The organism is Streptomyces ardesiacus, assembly GCF_003112575.1.
Classification (GTDB): domain Bacteria; phylum Actinomycetota; class Actinomycetes; order Streptomycetales; family Streptomycetaceae; genus Streptomyces; species Streptomyces ardesiacus.
Map to the genome: position 1 here is coordinate 925,513 of NZ_BEWC01000002.1, position 18,807 is coordinate 944,319.

An 18,807-nucleotide genomic window follows, 5' to 3' on the forward strand; every position below is an offset into this window, starting at 1 on the left:
CCGGTGGCCAACCCCCACCGGTCCGTAAAGAAAAGGAAGAACTGGCATGTCCCAGACCCTTGCCGCTGTTTCCGGCTCGCTCGGCTCCATCGGTTACGGCCTCGCTGCCATCGGCCCCGGCGTCGGCGTCGGCATCATCTTCGGTAACGGCACCCAGGCCCTGGCCCGTCAGCCCGAGGCGGCCGGCCTGATCCGCGCCAACCAGATCCTCGGCTTCGCCTTCTGTGAGGCGCTCGCCCTGATCGGTCTGGTCATGCCGTTCGTCTACGGCAAGTAATCGCGGATCAACTTCCCGCCGACTAGACGAAAGGCAAACCCATGAGCCCGATGCTCCAGATCGCGGCCGAGGAGATGGAGAATCCCCTCGTCCCGCCGATCCCCGAGCTCGTCATCGGCCTGATCGCCTTCGTCATCGTCTTCGGCTTCCTCGCCTGGAAGCTCCTCCCGAACATCAACAAGGTTCTGGAAGAGCGTCGCGAGGCCATCGAGGGCGGTATCGAGAAGGCCGAGGCCGCGCAGACCGAGGCCCAGAGCGTCCTCGAGCAGTACAAGGCCCAGCTCGCCGAGGCCCGGCACGAGGCCGCGCGACTGCGCCAGGAGGCACAGGAGCAGGGCGCCACGCTCATCGCCGAGATGCGCGCGGAAGGCCAGCGGCAGCGTGAGGAGATCATCGCCGCCGGTCACGCCCAGATCCAGGCCGACCGCAAGGCCGCCGCGTCCGCGCTGCGCCAGGACGTCGGCAAGCTGGCCACCGAGCTGGCCGGCAAGCTGGTCGGCGAGTCCCTCGAGGACCACGCCCGCCAGAGCCGTGTGATCGACCGCTTCCTGGACGAGCTGGACGACAAGGCGACGACGGCAGAGGCAACCCGATGAGTGGGATGCACGGAGCGAGCCGCGAGGCTCTTGCCGCCGCACGTGAGCGTCTCGACGCGCTGACGGACTCCACGTCCGTCGACGCCGGCTCGCTCGCCGACGAGCTGGCCGCCGTCACCGCGCTGCTCCACCGCGAGGTGTCGCTGCGTCGGGTCCTCACCGACCCGGCGCAGTCCGGCGAGGCCAAGGCCGAACTCGCCCAGCGTCTCCTCGGCACCCAGGTCAGCGGCACCGCCGTCGACGTGGTGGCCGGCATGGTGCGCTCCCGCTGGTCGCAGTCCCGCGACCTGGTGGACGCGCTGGAGGAGCTGGCGAACATCGCCGACCTCACCGCCGCCCAGAAGCGGAGCCGGCTCGACAACGTGGAGGACGAGCTGTTCCGGTTCGGCCGGATCGTCTCGTCCAGCACGGAGCTGCGCGCCGCGCTCACCAGCCGGTCGGCCACCACCGCGGCCAAGAGCGAGCTGCTGCGCGGCCTGCTCGGCGGCCGGGCGGAGCGGACCACCGAGCGTCTGGTGACGCGCCTTGTCACCGCGCCGCGGGGACGTAGCCTGGAGTCGGGACTCGAGTCCCTGTCCAAGCTCGCCGCCGACCGGCGCGACCGGATGGTCGCCGTGGTCACCTCGGCGGTGCCGCTGAGCGACACGCAGAAGCAGCGCCTCGGCGCGGCCCTCGCGAAGGTCTACGGCCGTCCGATGCACCTCAACCTCGACGTGGACCCCGAGGTCCTCGGCGGGATCCGGGTGCAGGTCGGTGACGAGGTCATCAACGGCTCCGTCGCGGACCGCCTGGAGGACGCCGGCCGCCGTCTGGCGAGCTGACGGCCCCGAGACAACAGCACAGCAAGCAGTAGCAGTACGTACTTACGACGGCCCTGGTTGGGCCGTGCAGAGGATTCACCTCTCATTGGGGGGAGTCCCGACTCGTGGAATACCCCCCAAGTGAAACTTCGGGCCCAACAAGGAGAGCAGGGAACTCAGATGGCGGAGCTCACGATCCGGCCGGAGGAGATCCGGGACGCACTGGAGAACTTCGTCCAGTCGTACAAGCCGGACGCGGCCTCGCGCGAGGAGGTCGGTACGGTCACCCTTGCCGGCGACGGCATCGCGAAGGTCGAGGGCCTGCCCTCGGCCATGGCCAACGAACTGCTGAAGTTCGAGGACGGCACCCTCGGCCTCGCCCTCAACCTCGAGGAGCGCGAGATCGGTGCCATCGTCCTCGGTGAGTTCAGCGGCATCGAGGAGGGGCAGCCGGTCTCGCGTACCGGTGAGGTCCTCTCCGTGGCCGTCGGCGAGGGCTACCTCGGCCGCGTCGTCGACCCGCTCGGCAACGCGATCGACGGCCTCGGCGAGATCGAGACCTCGGGCCGCCGCGCCCTCGAGCTGCAGGCCCCCACGGTCATGCAGCGCAAGTCGGTGCACGAGCCGATGGAGACCGGCTACAAGGCCGTCGACGCCATGACGCCGATCGGCCGCGGCCAGCGTCAGCTCATCATCGGCGACCGCCAGACGGGCAAGACCGCCCTGGCCGTCGACACGATCATCAACCAGCGCGACAACTGGCGTACCGGCGACCCGAACAAGCAGGTCCGCTGCATCTACGTCGCCATCGGCCAGAAGGGCTCCACCATCGCGTCGGTCCGCCGCGCGCTGGAGGAGAACGGCGCGCTGGAGTACACGACCATCGTGGCCGCCCCGGCGTCCGACCCGGCCGGCTTCAAGTACCTGGCGCCGTACACCGGCTCGGCCATCGGCCAGCAGTGGATGTACGAGGGCAAGCACGTCCTGATCATCTTCGACGACCTGTCGAAGCAGGCCGACGCCTACCGCGCCGTGTCGCTGCTGCTGCGCCGCCCGCCGGGCCGCGAGGCCTACCCCGGCGACGTCTTCTACCTGCACTCCCGTCTGCTGGAGCGCTGCGCGAAGCTCTCCGACGACATGGGTGCCGGCTCGATGACCGGTCTGCCGATCGTCGAGACCAAGGCCAACGACGTCTCGGCGTTCATCCCGACCAACGTCATCTCCATCACCGACGGCCAGTGCTTCCTGGAGTCCGACCTGTTCAACGCCGGTCAGCGCCCGGCCCTGAACGTCGGTATCTCGGTCTCCCGCGTCGGTGGCTCCGCCCAGCACAAGGCGATGCGCCAGGTCTCCGGCCGACTGCGCGTGGACCTCGCCCAGTACCGCGAGCTGGAGGCGTTCGCCGCCTTCGGTTCCGACCTGGACGCGGCCTCGAAGGCGCAGCTCGAGCGCGGTCAGCGCATGGTCGAACTGCTCAAGCAGAACCAGTACGAGCCGATGGCCACCGAGGACCAGGTCGTCTCCGTCTGGGCCGGTACCAACGGCAAGATGGACGAGGTGCCGGTCGCCGACATCCGCCGCTTCGAGAAGGAGCTGCTGGAGTACCTGCACCGCCAGGAGCAGGGCCTGATGACCTCCATCAAGGAGGGCGCCAAGATGTCGAACGACACGATCCAGGCCATCGACGACGCCGTCGCCGCGTTCAAGAAGCAGTTCGAGACCTCGGACGGCAAGCTGCTCGGCGAGGACGCCCCGTCCACCGCCAAGTGACGTAAGGAAGGGACCTGACTCATGGGAGCCCAGCTCCGGGTCTACAAGCGTCGCATCCGATCCGTCACCGCGACCAAGAAGATCACCAAGGCGATGGAGATGATCGCCGCCTCGCGCGTCGTCAAGGCGCAGCGCAAGGTGGCGGCCTCCACGCCGTACGCGCAGGAACTGACCCGCGCGGTCACGGCGGTCGGCACCGGGTCGAACACGAAGCACCCGCTCACCACGGAGGCGGAGAACCCGACCCGTGCCGCGGTCCTGCTCCTCACGAGCGACCGCGGTCTGGCCGGCGCCTTCAACTCCAACGCCATCAAGGCGGCGGAGCAGCTCACCGAGCGCCTCGAGCGTGAGGGCCGGCAGGTCGACACGTACATCGTCGGCCGGCGTGGCCTGGCCCACTACAACTTCCGCGAGCGCAAGGTCGCGGAGTCGTTCACGGGCTTCACCGACGAGCCCTCGTACGCGGACGCCAAGCAGGTCGCGGCGCCGCTGATCGAGGCCATCGAGAAGGACACGGCCGACGGCGGCGTGGACGAACTCCACATCGTCTACACCGAGTTCGTCTCGATGATGACGCAGACGGCGGTCGACTCCCGGCTGCTGCCGCTGAGCCTCGACGAGGTGGCCGAGGAGTCGGGCACGAAGGACGAGATCCTTCCGCTGTACGACTTCGAGCCGTCGGCGGAGGACGTCCTCGACGCCCTGCTGCCGCGCTACGTCGAAAGCCGGATCTACAACGCGCTGCTGCAGTCGGCTGCCTCCAAGCACGCCGCCACGCGGCGCGCGATGAAGTCGGCCACCGACAACGCGGGCGAGCTGATCAACACGCTCTCCCGTCTTGCCAACGCGGCCCGCCAGGCCGAAATCACCCAGGAAATCAGCGAGATCGTCGGTGGCGCCAGTGCCCTGGCCGACGCGACCGCGGGGAGTGACAACTAATGACCACCACTGTTGAGACCGCGACGGCCACGGGCCGCGTCGCCCGGGTCATCGGCCCGGTCGTCGACGTGGAGTTCCCCGTCGACGCGATGCCGGACATCTACAACGCGCTGCACGTCGAGGTGGCCGACCCGGCCAAGGAGGGTGAGCTCAAGACGCTGACCCTCGAGGTCGCCCAGCACCTCGGTGACGGCCTGGTCCGCACCATCTCCATGCAGCCCACCGACGGCCTGGTCCGCCAGGCCCCGGTGACCGACACGGGCACGGCCATCTCCGTCCCGGTCGGCGACTTCACCAAGGGCAAGGTGTTCAACACCCTCGGTGAGGTGCTGAACGTCGACGAGCAGTACGACGGTGAGCGCTGGCCGATCCACCGCAAGGCCCCGAACTTCGACGAGCTCGAGTCGAAGACCGAGATGTTCGAGACCGGCGTCAAGGTCATCGACCTGCTGACCCCGTACGTCAAGGGCGGCAAGATCGGTCTGTTCGGCGGCGCCGGCGTCGGCAAGACGGTGCTCATCCAGGAGATGATCTACCGCGTCGCCAACAACCACGACGGTGTCTCCGTGTTCGCCGGTGTCGGTGAGCGCACCCGTGAGGGCAACGACCTCATCGACGAGATGAGCGAGTCGGGCGTCATCGACAAGACCGCGCTGGTCTTCGGTCAGATGGACGAGCCGCCGGGCACCCGTCTGCGCGTCGCGCTGGCCGGCCTGACCATGGCCGAGTACTTCCGTGACGTCCAGAAGCAGGACGTGCTGTTCTTCATCGACAACATCTTCCGCTTCACCCAGGCGGGTTCCGAGGTGTCGACCCTGCTCGGCCGCATGCCCTCCGCGGTGGGCTACCAGCCGAACCTGGCCGACGAGATGGGTCTCCTCCAGGAGCGCATCACCTCGACCCGTGGTCACTCGATCACCTCGATGCAGGCGATCTACGTCCCCGCGGACGACCTGACCGACCCGGCCCCGGCCACCACCTTCGCCCACCTCGACGCGACGACGGTTCTGTCCCGTCCGATCTCCGAGAAGGGCATCTACCCGGCCGTGGACCCGCTGGACTCGACGTCCCGCATCCTCGACCCGCGGTACATCGCGGCGGACCACTACCAGGCCGCGATGCGCGTGAAGAACATCCTGCAGAAGTACAAGGACCTGCAGGACATCATCGCGATCCTCGGTATCGACGAGCTGGGCGAAGAGGACAAGCTCGTCGTCCACCGCGCCCGTCGCGTGGAGCGCTTCCTGTCCCAGAACACCCACGTCGCCAAGCAGTTCACCGGCGTCGACGGGTCGGACGTCCCGCTGGACGAGTCGATCGCGGCCTTCAACGCGATCTGCGACGGCGAGTACGACCACTTCCCGGAGCAGGCGTTCTTCATGTGCGGTGGCATCGAGGACCTGAAGAACAACGCCAAGGAGCTGGGCGTCTCCTGAGCCTCGGCTCACGGTGAGCCGCACGGCTCGCCATCCGGAGGGGGCGGGCGCGTCCCGTCCCCTCCGGCACGCCCCTTAGACTTGTAACCAACACCCGGCTCTCCCGCCGGGTGGTGACCCGAGGAGCCACCTTGGCTGCTGAGCTGCACGTCGCGCTGGTCGCGGCCGACCGAGAGGTCTGGTCCGGCGAGGCCACCCTGGTCGTCGCGCGCACCACGTCCGGCGACATCGGCGTCATGCCCGGTCACCAGCCGCTGCTCGGTGTGCTGGAGTCGGGCCCGGTGACCATCCGTACGAGTGACGGCGGGACGGTCGTCGCCGCGGTGCACGGCGGTTTCATCTCGTTCGCCGACAACAAGCTGTCGCTGCTGGCCGAGACCGCCGAGCTGGCGGACGAGATCGACGTCCACCACGTGGAGCGCGAGCTCGAGCGCGCGAAGGCGGAGGGCGACGCCCACGCCGAGCGCCGCGCGGACGTCCGACTGCGCGCTGCGGCGGGACGCTGATCCACAGCACAGTGCGATAGCGTCATGCCATGACGTCACTCAGCCGCGGCTGGGACCGGAGCCATCCGGACCCGGCCGCGGCTGAGGCAGATCCGGGTGTTTTTTCCGTTCCGTTACCTAGGAGACGAGGAGGTCGGTGTCGATGGCCCTCGCTCTGACTGTGTGCGGAATCGTGGTCGCCCTGGTGGTGATCGGGCTCTTCGTCTTCGGTCTGCGCCGCCGGCTGATCCAGCGATCGGGCGGCACCTTCGACTGCTCCCTGCGCTGGGAGGCCCCCGAGGAGAGCGACGCCGGCGGCAAGGGCTGGGCGTACGGCGTGGCCCGCTACAACGGCGACCGGGTCGAGTGGTACCGGGTGTTCTCGTACTCCCCCCGCCCGCGCCGCGTGCTGGAACGCTCCGCGATCGAGGTGGCCGGCCGCCGGATGCCGGACGGCGAGGAGGAGCTCGCGTTGCTCTCCGACGCCGTGGTCCTGGCCTGTCTGCACCGGGGCACACGGCTCGAACTGGCAATGAGCGAAGACGCGCTGACCGGATTCCTCGCGTGGCTGGAGGCAGCCCCGCCCGGTCAGCGCGTCAACGTCGCTTAGGGCCTGTGGCCCTTCGGGACTACTTCAGACCGCTGTCGATGGCGCTCACCAGCTCGCCGTTGGCGGTGTCGCCGCTGAACTCCCAGAAGAAGGCGCCGCCGAGGCCCTGCTGCTCCGCCCAGTCCATCTTGGACTTGATGGTGGCCGGGGTGTCGTAGGACCACCAGTTGGTGCCGCAGTGGGCGTACGCGGTGCCGGCGACGGTGCCGGTGGACGGGCAGCTGTTCTTGAGGACCTTGTAGTCCTCGATGCCCGCCTCGTAGGTGCCGGCCGCCGGGCCGGTGGCGGTGCCGCCGGGCGCGGACTGCGTGACGCCGGTCCAGCCGCGGCCGTAGAAGCCGATGCCGATCAGGAGCTTGGTGGCCGGCACGCCCTTGGACTTGAACTTCGCCATCGCGTCCGCGGTGGTGAAGCCCTGCTGCGGGATGCCGTTGTACGAGGTCAGCGGCGAGTGCGGGGCGGTCGGGCCCTGCTTGTCCCATGCGCCGAAGAAGTCGTACGTCATCACGTTGTACCAGTTGATGTACTTCGACGCCTCGCCGTAGTCGGCGGCGTCGACCTTGCCGCCCGCCGAGCCGTCGGCGGTGACGGCCGCGGTGATCAGGTAGTCCTGGCCGAACTCGGCGCGCATGGCCTTCATCATGCTGCTGAAGGCGTTGGGGGCGCTGGTCTCGTCACAGCTCAGACCGCAGGCGTTCGGGTACTCCCAGTCCAGGTCGATGCCGTCGAAGACGTCGGCCCAGCGCGGGTCCTCGACCAGGTCGTGACAGGACTTCGCGAACGCGGCCGGGTTCTTCACGGCGTCCGGGAAGCCGCCGGACCAGGTCCAGCCGCCGAAGGAGTAGAGGATCTTGATGTGCGGGTACTTGGCCTTCAGCTTGCGGAGCTGGTTGAAGTTGCCGCGCAGCGGCTGGTCCCAGGTGTCGGCGACGCCGTCGACGGACTGGTCGGCGGTGTACGCCTTGTCGTAGTCGGCGTAGGAGTCGCCGATGGTGCACTTGCCGCCCTGGACGTTGCCGAAGGCGTAGTTGATGTGCGTGATCTTGTCGGCGGAGCCGGAGGTGACCAGGTTCTTCACGTGGTAGTTGCGCCCGTAGACGCCCCAGTTGGTGAAGTAGCCCATCTTGACCTCGGCACCGGGGTTGGGGTTGCCGCCGTCCCCGCCGCCGGTGGTCGTGACCTTCACGGCGCCGCTGACCGGACCGGTCTGGTCGGCGGTGTCGCGGGCCTTGACGGTGTACGAGTAGTCGGTGCCCTTGGTGAGGCCGTTGTCGGTGTAGGTGGTGCCGGTGACGGTGGCGACGGTCGCGCCGTCGCGCAGGACGTCGTAGTTCTTGATGCCCTTGTCGTCGGTGGCCGCCGTCCAGGACAGCTTCACCGAGGTGTCGGTGATGTTGGAGGCGGTGGGCGTGCCGGGCGCCGAGGGGGCCTGGTCGCCGGGGACCGAGCTGCCGTCGCAACTGCCGCCGTTGAGCTTGCAGTTGGCCGGGGAGCCGGGGCCGCTGCCGTTGAAGCCGAAGGAGACCGAGGCGCCGGGGGCGAGCGTCCCGTTCCAGCCGACGTTCTTGGCGGTCCAGTGGTCGCCGGAATTGGTGACGGTGGCGTCCCAGGCGGAAGTGACCTTGGTGCCGGCGGGGAAGTCCCACTCGACGGTCCAGGAGCTGAGCGAGGAGGTGCCGGTGTTCTTCACCGTCCACTGGCCGCCGAAGCCCGAGCCCCAGTCGGAGGTCTTCTGGAAGGTGGCCGTCGCGCTGCCGGCCGCCTGCGCCGGGCTCGCGAGTCCGACCAGTCCGGCGAGGGGGAGCGCCAGGGTCGCTGCGAGCGCCGCGGCCTTGTGTCTGAAGCGCATGTGCGCCTCCTTTTATGGGGATGTTGTCGAGGGCATGACTGAGCCTCATGCCCGCAGTGCGGCGAGAATAGAAAGGTCTGGACCATCGGTCAATAGGTCTGGACCAATGTGACAGCGCGTGGTTGAGGGCGGAACTAGATGCCCAACTCCTGCGCCAGCACCGCCGCTTGCACCCGGCTGCGCAGTCCCAGCTTTCCCAGCAGTCGGCTGACGTGCGTCTTCACCGTGGCCTCCGCCATGTCCAGCCGCGCGGCGACCGCCGCGTTGGACAGACCCTCGCCGAGGCAGGAGAGCACCTCGCGCTCACGCCGCGTCAGGTCCCGCAGCACGGCCGGGTCCGCGGCCGGCTCCCGCACCGGCTTCGCGGCGAACTCGGCGATCAGCCGCCGGGTGACGGCCGGCGCGACGATGCCCTCGCCGCCCGCCACCGTGCGCACGGCCGCGATCAGATCCTTGGCCTCGGTGTTCTTCAGCAGGAACCCGGCGGCCCCCGCCCGCAGTGCCCCGAAGACGTACTCGTCCAGGTCGAAGGTGGTCAGCACCAGCACGTCGGCGAGACCTTCCCCGACCACGATCCGGGTCGCCGACACCCCGTCCAGGCGCGGCATCTGCACGTCCATCAGCACCAGGTCGGGACGCAGCTCGCGGGCCAGTGCCACCGCCTGCTCGCCGTCCGCGGCCTCCCCGGCCACCTCGATGTCGGGTGCGCTGCCCAGGATCAGCACCAGCCCCGCGCGGACGGCGGACTGGTCCTCGGCGACGAGGACGCGGATCATGCGAGATCTCCTTCGGTCAGGGGGAGGGTGGCACGTACGGCCCAGATCCTGTCGCCCGCCGGGCCGGGGCCGGCCGTCGCCCCCGCCTCGAAGGTGCCGTGCAGCAGGGCGGCCCGCTCCCGCATCCCGACGAGACCGGCGCCGGAGCCCGGGGCCCGCGGCGCGTCCCGCTCGCCGCAGGGGCTGGTCACCCGGATCCGCAGGGAACCCTCGTGCCGGTCGAGCCGCACCCGGACGGTGCCCTGCGACGCGTGCTTGAGGGCGTTGGTGAGCGACTCCTGCACGATCCGGTACGCGGCCAGCTCGACCGGCGCGGGCAGGTTCTCGCCGGGGTCCGCGTCCAGGACGACGTCCAGCCCGTTGGCACGGGCGCCGTCGACCAGTGCGCCGAGCCCGTCGAGGGTGGGCGCCGCGGCGGGCTCCGCGTCCCCGCCGTCGTCGCGCAGGATGCCGATCAGGCGGCGCATTTCGGCCAGTCCCGCCACGCTGTTCTCGCGGATCACGCCGAGCGCCTGCCGGGTGGTGTCCGCGTCGTCCAGGGAGAGCGCGGCCGTGGAGTGGATGGCGATCGCGGAGAGGTGGTTGGCGACCATGTCGTGCAGCTCGCGGGCCATCCGGGCGCGCTCCGCCGTCACCGCCTGGACCCGGTCCGTCTCGGCCAGCAGCGCGGTCTGCTCGGCCCGCAGCAGGGCGGCGTCGGCGGCCTCGCGGTGGTTGCGGACGATGAGCCCCGTGGAGGCGGGCGCGAACGACACGATGCCGACGGCGACACCGACGAGCAGCGCCTCGGGCACCCGCCACAGCGCGAACGGCACGACCGTGCCGGCCACGGTGAGCAGCCCCGTGATCCACGGGATGCGGCGGGCCGAGGCGGGCGGACCGTAGAGCACGGCGGCGTACATCAGGTCGGTGTACATGATCACCGTGACCAGGCTGCCCTGCGTGAGCGTGTCCGCGACCAGGGCGGCGGTGCCGATCAGGAGCCCGGTGCGCGGCGCGGCCCGGCGCAGCAGTTCGCAGCCCGCCATGACGGCGAGCGGCGCCAGCAGCGGCCAGCGGCCGTCGAACAGCACGACGGGGTCGTCCGCCCGGCGCACGCCCAGGCCGATGCCCCACAGCAGCAGTCCGCCCAGCAGCCCCGCCGACGCGGCGTACACGTCGAAACGGCGCGGGCGGGGGAGTCGTACGGCCATGCCACCATCCAACACGGACCCCGCCCGGCCCGCCTGATCCCGCGGGAGGGTTGGGCACTGCATCTTTCGATGTACCGGAGGTTCGTCACCCGCGACGACGAACGCGGCGTTTCCCCGCGGGAGCCTGGGAGGGCGAAGGAAGGGAGTGCGTCGTGGTCGTCGCGTTGATCATCGCCTGCGAGGTCGGTTTCTGGGTGCTGCTCGCCCTCGGCCTGGGCGCCCGCTACCTGCTGAAGTGGCGGCGGACCGGTGCGGTCCTGCTGCTGTGCGAGCCCGTGCTGGAACTGGTGCTCTTCGCGGTGACGGCCTGGGACCTCAAGAACGGCGCCGACCCGGGCTGGCAGCACGGTCTGGCCGCGCTGTACATCGGCTACACCGTCGCCTACGGCCACTACACGGTCCGCTGGCTCGACGGCCACGCCGCCCACCGCCTGGCCGGCGGCCCGCCACCGGTCAGGCCCCCGCGCCACGGCATGCCCCGGGCGCGGCACGAGGGCGGACTGTGGCTGCGCACGGTCCTGGGCGCCGCCGTGGCCTACGCGCTGCTCCAGGGCGCCGTCTGGTACGTCGGCGACGACGGCGACACCTCCTCGCTGCGGTCCTTCCAGTGGACGGTGCTGCGCGTCGTCGCCCTCCACGGCCTGATCGCGCTGACGTACCTGATCTGGCCGAAGAGGGGGCCGGCGGGCAGTGCCCCCGAGGGGCGCGGGGAACTGCGCGACCAGCCACGATGAGGCGCCGGGCGACCGACGGCCGTCACGCCCCTGTCCCGGGGGTGCTCAGCGCTCCCCGCCCGGCACCCACAACACGTCGCCGACCTCCTTGTTGGCCACGCGGGCCAGGATGAAGAGGAGGTCGGAGAGGCGGTTCAGATAGGTGGCGGTGAGCGGGTTCATCGTCTCGCCGTGGACCTCCAGCGCCGCCCAGGTGGAGCGCTCCGCCCGGCGGACCACCGTGCACGCCTGGTGCAGCAGGGCCGCGCCGGGGGTGCCGCCGGGGAGGATGAAGGAGCGGAGCTTCTCCACCTCGGTCAGGAAGCGGTCGCAGTCCGCCTCCAGCTTGTCGACGTAGAACTGCTCGACCCGCAGCGGCGGGTACTCCGGGTCCTCCACCACCGGCGTGGACAGGTCCGCGCCCACGTCGAAGAGGTCGTTCTGGACGCGGACGAGGACCTTGGCGACCTCCTCGGACAGGCCGCCGAGAGCGAGGGCGGTGCCGATCACCGCGTTCGCCTCGTTGGCGTCGGCGTACGCGGAGATCCTCGGGTCGGTCTTGGGGACCCGGCTCATGTCGCCGAGGGCGGTGGTGCCCTTGTCGCCGGTGCGGGTGTAGATGCGCGTCAGGTTGACCATGGGGTCAGCGTAGTTACGCCCCGGCGGTCCGGAACACGCGTGTGCCCACCGTCACGGCCAGTGCGGTGAGACCCAGGGCGACGAGGAGGCCGTACAGCATGTGCGCCGTCGCGTAGGAGCCGACGTACGCGTCCCGCACCGCGTCCACCAGGTAGCGGAACGGCATCAGGTGCGAGAGCACGTCCAGCCAGGCCGGCCCGAGCGTCATCGGGAGCATCAGGCCGGACAGCAGCATCGAGGGCATGGTGAGGGCGTTGACCGTGGGCCCGAACTCCTGCGGGGTGCGGACCTTCATCGCCAGCGCGTACGACAGCGAGGCCAGCGACACCGTGAGCAGGACGACGAACGCGAAGCCGATCAGCACGCCGGGCAGCGGCGCGCGCAGGCCCATGGCCCCGGCGGCGAGCACCAGCAGCACCGCCTGGAAGGCGAAGACGGTGGCGTCCCGCAGCACCCGCCCCAGCAGCAGCGCCAGGCGGCTGACGGGAGTCACCCGCATCCGCTCGACCACGCCCTGGCCGTTCTCGATGATGACCGAGAACCCCGCGAAGGACGCGCCGAACAGACCGAGTTGGAGCAGCAGGCCGGGGACCAGCAGCTGCCAGGAGCTGCCCCGCCCGCCGAGCGGCAGGCCGGTCAGCAGCGGGCCGAAGAAGAGCAGGTACAGCAGCGGCATCAGCACGCCGAACAGCAGCGCGAAGCGGGAGCGCAGGGACTGGCGCAGATAGCGGCCGTAGACCAGGCCGGTGTCGTGGAGCAGCATCGGGGATTCCCAGGGGTGCTAGACGGCGACGGGGGCGGCGTCGGCCGCGGGGGCGGTGCGGCCGGTGACGGCCAGGAAGGTGTCCTGGAGGGAGGCGTCGCGGGAGCCGCCGTACTCCCGTTTCAGGGCGGCCGGGGTGCCGTCGGCGACCACCACCCCGCCGTCCACGACCACCAGGCGGTCGGAGAGGGCGTCGGCCTCGTCGAGGTAGTGGGTGGTCAGGAAGACCGTGGTGCCGTGCTCGTCGCGCAGAGCGCGGACCAGGTCCCACAGGTCGGCGCGGCTGCCCGGGTCCAGGCCCGTCGTCGGCTCGTCCAGGAAGAGCACCGCCGGGCGGTGCGTGAGCGCCATCGCGATGTCCAGGCGGCGCCGCTGTCCGCCGGAGAGCGCGCCGCACTTGCGGTCGAGCAGCGCGGAGAGGCCCAGGTCGCGGGCCAGTTCGTCGGCGCGCTCGGCCGCCCGCGCCCTGGACAGCCGGTACAGGCGGCCCTGGGTGACCAGCTCCTCCCGCACGGTGATCTGCGGGTCCACCCCGCCCGACTGCGCCACGTACCCGCACACCGCGCGCACCCCGGCCGGGTCGGTCGCCAGGTCGTGCCCAGCGACGGTGGCCGCGCCGCCGGTGGGGGCGAGCAGGGTCGTGAGCATCCGCAGGGTGGTGGTCTTGCCGGCGCCGTTGGGGCCCAGGAAGCCCAGGATCTCGCCCTCCCGGACGGTGAGGTCGATGCCGCGCACCGCCTCCACCGGACCGCGTCGGGTCGTGAAGGTACGGGCCAGCCCGGCCGTACTGATGATTGCCATGCGTCCCAGAAAAACAGAGTCACTTAAATTTTGCAATGCCCCCAAGTTTTCAGCGGCACCAGTGAGGAGGGCGGGCGCGGCTAGGATGCGGGCATGGCCGAGGGACTCAGGGAACGGAAGAAGCGGCAGACCCGGCAGTACATCTCGGATGTCGCCACGGGGCTGTTCCTGGAGCGCGGCTTCGAGGCCGTGACGGTGGCGGAGGTCGCGGACGCCGCGGACGTCTCCGTCAACACCGTCTACAACTACTTCCCGGCCAAGGAGGACCTGTTCCTCGACCGCTCCAAGGGCGTGGTCGACCGGCTCTCGCGCTGGGTGCGCGGCCGGCGCGGCGGGGAGTCCGCCGCGAGCGCCGTCCTGCGGGAGCTGCGCGAGGAGGTCGAGTCGGTGTCGCCGCGCGTCGGCCTGATGGACGGGTACGCCGCCTTCATGAGGGTCGTCCAGGAGTCGCCCGCCCTGCGGTCCCGGATGTGGGCCATCGGCCAGGAGGTCCTCGCCGACCTGGAGCGGACCCTGCGGGAGGAGACCGGCGCCCCGGCCGAGGACCCGCTGCCCACGCTGATGGCCGGTCAGATCAACTGGCTGCACGGCACGGTGATGACGGAGATCGGCCGGCGCATGGTCGCCGGCGGCAAGCCCCCGGAGGTCTCCCGCGAGGTGCTCCTGCTGCTGGACGAGATGGCGGACCTGCTGAGCGAGAAGGTGCTCAACTACGCCGTACGGGGCGCGGGGTGACACCCGAATGGCACCCCTCGGTGTGACGTCCGTCATTTGAGACGTGACGCGCGTTACTAACCGGTCACACAGCGCCCCACGCCCGCTAATCTCCGGCCGAGAGACGAGAATCAGCGCGTATCAGGGGAGTCGCACAGTGGCACGGAAGCTCGCCGTCATCGGAGCCGGTCTCATGGGATCGGGCATCGCCCAGGTCTCCGCCCAGGCGGGCTGGGACGTCGTCCTGCGCGACGTCACCGACGAGGCGCTGCGGCGCGGCACGGACGGTATCAAGGCCTCCTACGACAAGTTCGTCGCCAAGGGGAAGCTCACCGCCGACGACGCCGGGGCCGCGCTCGGGCGCATCACCGCGACCACCGACCTGGAGGCCGCCGCCGACGCGGACGTCGTCGTCGAGGCCGTCTTCGAGAAGCTGGACGTCAAGCACGAGATCTTCCGTACCCTGGACAAGCTGGTGAAGGACGGGGCGATCCTCGCGTCCAACACCTCCGCCATCCCGATCACCAAGATCGCGGCCGTGACGGAGCGCCCCGAGCGGGTCGTCGGCACCCACTTCTTCTCGCCGGTCCCGATGATGCAGCTGTGCGAGCTGGTGCGGGGCTACAAGACGAGCGACGAAACGCTCGCCACCGCGCGGGAGTTCGCCGAGTCCACCGGCAAGACCTGCATCGTCGTCAACCGCGACGTCGCCGGGTTCGTGACCACCCGTCTCATCTCCGCCCTCGTCGTCGAGGCCGCGAAGCTGTACGAGTCGGGCGTGGCCACCGCCGAGGACATCGACCTCGCCTGCAAGCTGGGCTTCGGCCACGCCATGGGACCGCTGGCCACCGCCGACCTCACGGGCGTCGACATCCTGCTGCACGCCACCGGCAACATCTACACCGAGTCCCAGGACGAGAAGTTCGCCCCGCCGGAGCTGATGCGCCGGATGGTGGACGCCGGTGACATCGGCCGCAAGAGCGGGCAGGGCTTCTACAAGCACTGAGGCCGCACCGGCCCCGGCGAACGTCACACGCCGGGGTGAATTCGGTATCGGTTCGCTTACAGGCGGCAACCTCCGGTCGTTTCGGCCAGTCAGAGGGTGCAACACCTGATATCGCCGAGAGACCACCACGCACGGACGACACGCACGGACGACGAAGACAAGACGCACGCCGGGGAGCGCATATGCACATCAGGGGCGACCACGTCGAGCTGGTCGTCGGGGGCCGCCTCGACGTCCGCAGCGCGGCGGACGCCCGTACGGTCCTGCACTCGGCCGTCGACGACGGAGTCGGCGACCTGGTGCTCGACCTGTCAGAACTGGACTCCTGGGACGCCACCGGTCTCGGCGTGATCATGGGGGCCCACCGGCGGGCCGGCCGCTGCGGCCGGCGCCTCGTGCTGCGCGCCGTGCCGCCGCAGATGCAGCGCCTGCTGGTGGCCACCCGGCTGCACCGGATCCTGGCCATCGAGGGCGGCATCGGTGTGGAGACCCTGCCCCGCGTGTAAGTGAAGGTTCACACCTCCGACACACGCAATCCTCACGAGACCGTGACCTCTCGGACGGCCCGGCACCCCGGACTGTCGGAGATACTGGGCGAAGGTTTAGGGTCTGGCTGCCCGCTGCCTTTGCAAACCCGCCGGCGGGCCCGGACCAGAAGCGACAGCGCGGTGTGCGGCAAGGCCGGGAGGGTGGTCCCTGCCGGGGGCCTGCACACGACGCTTTTGGGGGCTTGAACCAATGGACCCGAACACCCGGGGCCCTGAGGACCACGGCCAAGACGGCGGCCAGCAGACGCCGCGCCCGCGCCCGCCCAGGGACCCGCTCACCTCCGACTTCGGACAGCACGCACCCGCGCTCGCCCGCACCGTGCAACTCGTGTCCGGCGACCTCCTGCTCACCGTGAACCCCGTCGACGGCAGCGAGATCGAGGTCTGCCCGCCCGCAGACCGGCCCGCCCGGCCCGAGAAGCTCACTGCCGCCGAACGCGCCGAGGCGGAGCGCGCCGCACGGCCGCCCGTCCCGCCGGGCCCGGTCCGCACCGTCCTGGGCCTGCTGGCCCGCGAGGACGAACGCGAACGCCTGGTCCGGCTGCTCGCCCGAGGCCGCTCCGTGCGCCTCACCGGCCCCGCCGGCTCCGGCCGCACCAGCCTCCTCGACGTCGTCGCCGAGGACTGCGCGGGCCTCGCGCCCGACGGCGTCGTCCGCCTGAACGGCCACCACCGCACCGCCGACGACCTGCTCCACGACCTCTTCCACGCCGTCCACCACGCGCCCCTGCACCGCCCGGACCGCACCGAACTCCGCGCCCGCCTGCGCGAGGTGGGCGCGGTCGTCGTCCTGGACGACGCCGAGTTCGGCGGCACCGCCCTCGACGAGCTCCTCGACGCCACCCCCGAGTGCGCCTTCCTCATCGGCGCCACCCCGGACGTGCCCGCGCCCTCCGCCGAATCAGGCGTCGAGGAGGTCTTCCTTCCCGGCCTGGACCGCTCGGACGGCGTGGAGCTGCTGGAGCGCGCCGCCGGCCGGACCCTCACCGAGGAGGAGGCCAACTGGGCCGGCGACCTCTGGTTCGAGTCCGAGGGCCTGCCGCTGCGCTTCGTCCAGGCCGGTGCCCTGCTGCGCCGCCGGGACCGGGAGCGGGCCGGCGCCGACGCCGTCGACGAGTTCGGCGTCTTCGCCGACGCCCACCAGGGCGACGACACCCCCTACGAGGCCACCGAGGCCGACGACGACGTGCCCCTGCCGTCCCTCGGCGAGGCCGCCGCGCCCGCACCGCTGCTCGCCTCCCGGTTGAGCGCCTCCGCCCGCGCCACCCTGGAGTTCGCCGTCGCCCTCGGCGGCGAGGTGCCGCACCAGGCGCACCTGCCAGCCCTGGTCGGCGACACCCACGCGGACGCCGCCCTCGGCGAACTGGCCGACTGCGGACTGGTCTCCCCGGTCGGCTCCCGCTACCGGCTGGCCGCCGGGGTGCTCGCCCAACTGGAGAGCGCCGGATACGCCGACGACGTGCCGGAGCGCGCGCGGGCCGCCGCCCAGCACTACGCCTGGTGGGCCGGTCACCCCTCGGTCACCCCCGAGCGGGTCTGCGCGGAGGCCGACGCCGTCCTGGCCGCCCTCGCCGTCCTGGTGCCGGCCACGACCCCGACCGCCGAGGACGAGGACAGCCCGGCCGTCCAGTTGGCCCGCACCGCGGCGCCCGCGTTCGCCGCCGGACTGCACTGGGGCGCCTGGGAACGGGCGCTGCGCTCGGGCACCGAGGCCTCCCGGCTCGCGGGCGACGTCGCCGAACAGGCCTACTTCCATCACGAACTCGGTGTCCTCGCCCTGTGCCAGGACCAGTTGGACCGGGCACGCGCCGAGCTGGAGGCATCCATCGGGCTGCGCGGCGCGCTCTCCGACAAGCGCGGCGCCGTGGCGGGCCGCCGCGCCCTCGCGCTGGTCGCCGACCGCACCGGGGACACCCCGGGCCTGGGCAGCGGCGCGGGCGCCTTCGGCGTACCGGGTGCCGCCGCCGGACTCGGTGCCGCCGGCGCCGGTCTCGGACCGACGGTGGGGGAGGAGGTCCCCGTCGCCCGCACCGAGGAGTCGGTGTCGCCGTCCGCGGGGGTCCCCTCGCCCTTCCCGCCGCTCCAGCCGCCGCCGCAGTCCCCGACCCTCGTCACCCGCCGCGAGCCCGACGAGGAGCCGTCCCGCACGGTCGCCGGCGGCATCAAGGGCTTCGCCCGGCGCAACCTCGTGGCCGCCGGAGCGGGCGCGCTGCTCGTCGCCGTGCTCGGCACGGTGGTGACCCTCGGGGCCACCTCCGAGAACGACGCGGGCGACCCCTCCAACGAGGTCGGCGGCACCCCCTCGGCGAGCCAGGGCGTCGACGACGGCAGCCTGGGCGCGGACCGGCCCTCCGACGACGGCAAGGACCAGCAGGTGACCGGCGGCCCCACCGGCCCGGGCACGGGCACCCCCGGCCCGTCGGACGATCCGCCACCGACGGAGTCCGACGGGCCCTCCGACGAGCCGAGCGACTCCGGGCAGCCCGGCGACCCCGGTTCCGGCGACCCGAGCCGCCCGAGCGACCCGACGACGTCGTCGAAGCCCCCCACCTCGCCGAGCCCGTCGAAGTCGACGCCCACCGACCCCCCGTCGTCGCCCTCGCCCTCGCCGGACGAGTCCGAGACGGAGCCCGACCCGCCGGAGTCCTCGGACCCCGGTACGCCGCCCGAGCCGCCCTCGAACAGCGCCGGCGAGATCACCGGTCCCACGGCCGCCCACTCGCCCGCGGACACCCCGGCCGCCGCCGCGAGCGGCAGCGCGGACCCCGGCACCGGGACAGAAACGCCGGTCCGCTCCGACCCGGAGGCCGGCGGGATCATCTGACCCCGGCCGGTCCGCGACGCACGCAGCAGGGCCGGGTCCGCCCGTCGGACCCGGCCCTGCCCACGTCG

General features: G+C 71.3%; 19 protein-coding genes. 13 read left to right on the plus strand and 6 right to left on the minus strand.

Annotation, left to right across the window (positions count from 1 at the left end; all coding sequences use genetic code 11):
- Positions 1-46 precede the first annotated feature (46 nt).
- From atpE to Sdi02f_RS11300, 8 genes are all read left to right on the plus strand, one after another.
- On the plus strand, positions 47-277 hold the full coding sequence (gene atpE / locus Sdi02f_RS11265) for an ATP synthase F0 subunit C (RefSeq protein WP_024884520.1): 231 nt from the start codon (positions 47-49) through the stop codon (positions 275-277).
- 41 nt (positions 278-318) lie between these two features.
- A complete protein-coding gene (locus Sdi02f_RS11270; RefSeq protein ID WP_031082743.1) occupies positions 319-873 on the plus strand; it encodes a F0F1 ATP synthase subunit B in 555 nt (184 codons plus the stop codon).
- A 5-nt stretch (positions 874-878) separates the two neighbouring features.
- A complete protein-coding gene (locus tag Sdi02f_RS11275) occupies positions 879-1,694 on the plus strand; it encodes a F0F1 ATP synthase subunit delta (protein ID WP_030402733.1) in 816 nt (271 codons plus the stop codon).
- A gap of 159 nt (positions 1,695-1,853) precedes the next feature.
- Complete coding sequence (atpA, locus tag Sdi02f_RS11280; RefSeq protein WP_031184748.1) at positions 1,854-3,443, plus strand: F0F1 ATP synthase subunit alpha; 1,590 nt, start codon at positions 1,854-1,856, stop codon at positions 3,441-3,443.
- 21 nt (positions 3,444-3,464) lie between these two features.
- The gene (locus Sdi02f_RS11285; RefSeq protein ID WP_030402731.1) at positions 3,465-4,382 is read left to right on the plus strand and encodes a F0F1 ATP synthase subunit gamma; all 918 of its coding nucleotides are present in this window, start codon (positions 3,465-3,467) and stop codon (positions 4,380-4,382) included.
- The gene (gene atpD / locus Sdi02f_RS11290; protein WP_030402730.1) at positions 4,382-5,818 is read left to right on the plus strand and encodes a F0F1 ATP synthase subunit beta; all 1,437 of its coding nucleotides are present in this window, start codon (positions 4,382-4,384) and stop codon (positions 5,816-5,818) included. Before Sdi02f_RS11285 ends, atpD begins: the two co-directional genes overlap by 1 nt.
- A 131-nt stretch (positions 5,819-5,949) precedes the next feature.
- Positions 5,950-6,324 (plus strand): F0F1 ATP synthase subunit epsilon, encoded by a 375-nt coding sequence (locus Sdi02f_RS11295; RefSeq protein ID WP_030402729.1) that lies wholly within the window; start codon positions 5,950-5,952, stop codon positions 6,322-6,324.
- A 142-nt stretch (positions 6,325-6,466) separates the two neighbouring features.
- A complete protein-coding gene (locus Sdi02f_RS11300) occupies positions 6,467-6,913 on the plus strand; it encodes a DUF2550 domain-containing protein (protein WP_030402728.1) in 447 nt (148 codons plus the stop codon).
- 19 nt (positions 6,914-6,932) lie between these two features.
- On the opposite strand, the gene Sdi02f_RS11305 is transcribed toward Sdi02f_RS11300, so the two are convergent.
- From Sdi02f_RS11305 to Sdi02f_RS11315, 3 genes are all read right to left on the minus strand, one after another.
- On the minus strand, positions 6,933-8,762 hold the full coding sequence (locus tag Sdi02f_RS11305; protein ID WP_030402727.1) for a glycoside hydrolase family 18 chitinase: 1,830 nt from the start codon (positions 8,760-8,762) through the stop codon (positions 6,933-6,935).
- Between the two features lie 134 nt (positions 8,763-8,896).
- The gene (locus Sdi02f_RS11310; RefSeq protein ID WP_031082746.1) at positions 8,897-9,538 is read right to left on the minus strand and encodes a response regulator; all 642 of its coding nucleotides are present in this window, start codon (positions 9,536-9,538) and stop codon (positions 8,897-8,899) included.
- Positions 9,535-10,731 (minus strand): sensor histidine kinase, encoded by a 1,197-nt coding sequence (locus Sdi02f_RS11315; RefSeq protein WP_030402725.1) that lies wholly within the window; start codon positions 10,729-10,731, stop codon positions 9,535-9,537. Before Sdi02f_RS11315 ends, Sdi02f_RS11310 begins: the two co-directional genes overlap by 4 nt.
- A 152-nt stretch (positions 10,732-10,883) precedes the next feature.
- On the opposite strand from Sdi02f_RS11315, the gene Sdi02f_RS11320 reads away from it, so the two are divergent.
- Complete coding sequence (locus Sdi02f_RS11320; RefSeq protein WP_108933190.1) at positions 10,884-11,465, plus strand: hypothetical protein; 582 nt, start codon at positions 10,884-10,886, stop codon at positions 11,463-11,465.
- 45 nt (positions 11,466-11,510) lie between these two features.
- Here the strand turns inward: Sdi02f_RS11320 and Sdi02f_RS11325 are convergent, their stop codons facing one another.
- From Sdi02f_RS11325 to Sdi02f_RS11335, 3 genes are read right to left on the minus strand one after another with little or no spacing between them, the layout of a single operon-like run.
- Positions 11,511-12,083: a cob(I)yrinic acid a,c-diamide adenosyltransferase gene (locus Sdi02f_RS11325; RefSeq protein WP_030402723.1), complete on the minus strand. Its 573-nt coding sequence runs from the start codon at positions 12,081-12,083 to the stop codon at positions 11,511-11,513.
- Positions 12,084-12,096: 13 nt separating this feature from the next.
- On the minus strand, positions 12,097-12,846 hold the full coding sequence (locus tag Sdi02f_RS11330) for an ABC transporter permease (protein ID WP_108933191.1): 750 nt from the start codon (positions 12,844-12,846) through the stop codon (positions 12,097-12,099).
- Between the two features lie 18 nt (positions 12,847-12,864).
- Entirely contained in the window at positions 12,865-13,647 is a 783-nt protein-coding gene (locus Sdi02f_RS11335; RefSeq protein WP_031082751.1) for an ABC transporter ATP-binding protein, read from the minus strand.
- Between the two features lie 93 nt (positions 13,648-13,740).
- On the opposite strand from Sdi02f_RS11335, the gene Sdi02f_RS11340 reads away from it, so the two are divergent.
- The 4 genes from Sdi02f_RS11340 (at position 13,741) to Sdi02f_RS11355 (ending at position 18,739) form a co-directional block, all read left to right on the plus strand.
- Complete coding sequence (locus Sdi02f_RS11340) at positions 13,741-14,382, plus strand: TetR/AcrR family transcriptional regulator (RefSeq protein WP_030402720.1); 642 nt, start codon at positions 13,741-13,743, stop codon at positions 14,380-14,382.
- A 136-nt stretch (positions 14,383-14,518) separates the two neighbouring features.
- Complete coding sequence (locus Sdi02f_RS11345) at positions 14,519-15,367, plus strand: 3-hydroxyacyl-CoA dehydrogenase family protein (RefSeq protein ID WP_031082755.1); 849 nt, start codon at positions 14,519-14,521, stop codon at positions 15,365-15,367.
- A gap of 182 nt (positions 15,368-15,549) precedes the next feature.
- Entirely contained in the window at positions 15,550-15,873 is a 324-nt protein-coding gene (locus Sdi02f_RS11350) for an STAS domain-containing protein (protein ID WP_030402718.1), read from the plus strand.
- Positions 15,874-16,105: 232 nt separating this feature from the next.
- Complete coding sequence (locus tag Sdi02f_RS11355) at positions 16,106-18,739, plus strand: ATP-binding protein (protein WP_108933192.1); 2,634 nt, start codon at positions 16,106-16,108, stop codon at positions 18,737-18,739.
- The last annotated feature ends 68 nt before the right edge of the window (positions 18,740-18,807 follow it).